The organism is Acinetobacter sp. YH16031 (genome assembly GCF_013417335.1).
Classification (GTDB): Bacteria; Pseudomonadota; Gammaproteobacteria; order Pseudomonadales; family Moraxellaceae; genus Acinetobacter.
The window spans coordinates 1-1,359 of record NZ_VPED01000167.1 but is presented as its reverse complement, the minus strand read 5'-3'; the positions used below and the strand labels follow the sequence as shown (position 1 = coordinate 1,359).

The following is a 1,359-nucleotide window of genomic DNA, read 5'->3' as shown; positions in this document are numbered from 1 at the left end:
TCCCTTTCGATTTTAAACGGTAGGTACAGAGCATCCCGAATGGGTGCGAACTTTGGAGCTTTTGCTTTTCAAAAAGTATGAGCGAAGCGAATACATTACAAATGCTTTTGCTTTTAGATTTCACAAATAGGATTAACCAAAAACTGCCCCACGAAGCGAGGAACGAGCTTCAATAGAGTACGAGCTTTAGCGAGTACCTAGGGCAGTTTGCACTCCCCTCTCGAAAGGCTTTTAATTATTTTTAAAGCTTTTAAATGCTTTTAGATAAGCTGAAAACATTGATATGAGAGGACTACAGCTTATATAAGCACACAAATTCTCTTGTATAAGCACACAAATTCTCTTGTATAAGCACACAAATTCTCTTGTATAAGCACACAAATTCTCTTGATTTACACACATAAAATATATAGTGTGTAAATACACATTAATAATAACGTGTATTTAATATGAAGAATGGTTTAGTTGTGAAAGATAATGCATTAATAAACGCCAGTTATAATTTAGAACTAACGGAACAGCGTTTAGTCATGCTTGCAATCATTAATGCAAGGGAATTAGGGCGGGGTATTACGGCAGATAGCAAACTAGAAATACATGCTAGTGACTATGCAAAACTATTTAATGTATCACCTGATGCATCCTACAAAGCCCTGAAAGATGCCGTAAATAATCTATTTAACAGGCAGTTTAGCTATACAGCCGAATATAAAAAAACAGGGAAGGTAGGTATCGTTCGCTCTCGCTGGGTAAGCCGTATTTTTTATGTAGATGATTTGGCATTACTAGAAATTACTTTCGCACCTGATGTAGTTCCTTTAATCACTAGATTAGAAGAACACTTTACAAAATATGAAGCCAAACAAGTTGCACACCTAACCAGTAAGTATGCCACTAGACTTTATGAGTTATTAATCGCTTGGCGTGAAGTTGGTAAAACACCTGTTTTTGAACTACAACAATTACGTAAAAATTTAGGTGTTGAAGATGATGAATATCAACGTATGCACCATTTTAAAAGCCGTGTATTAGAAACTGCCATTACTCAAATCAATGAACATACAGACATAAAAGCCACTTATGAGCAACACAAGAAAGGGCGTACAATTACTGGGTTTTCATTCAAGTTTAAGCAGAAACAACAACCGAAAAAATTAGATTCTAAGCGTGACCCAAACACACCTGACTTTTTTATCAAAATGACCGATGCACAACGCCATTTATTTGCAAAAAAAATGTCAGAAATGCCTGAAATGGGGAAATATTCACAAGGTACAGAAAGCTACCAACAATTTGCTATTCGTATCGCTGATATGCTTTTAGAGCCTGAAAAATTCAGAGAGCTTTATCCAATTTTAG

General features: G+C 35.7%; 1 protein-coding gene. It reads left to right on the top strand.

The features are described from left to right. Window positions 1-449: 449 nt before the first annotated feature. Window positions 450-1,359, top strand: a 910-nt coding sequence (gene repM / locus FTV31_RS16900; protein ID WP_180015795.1) for a replication initiation protein RepM, incomplete at its 3' end; no start/stop codon positions are given.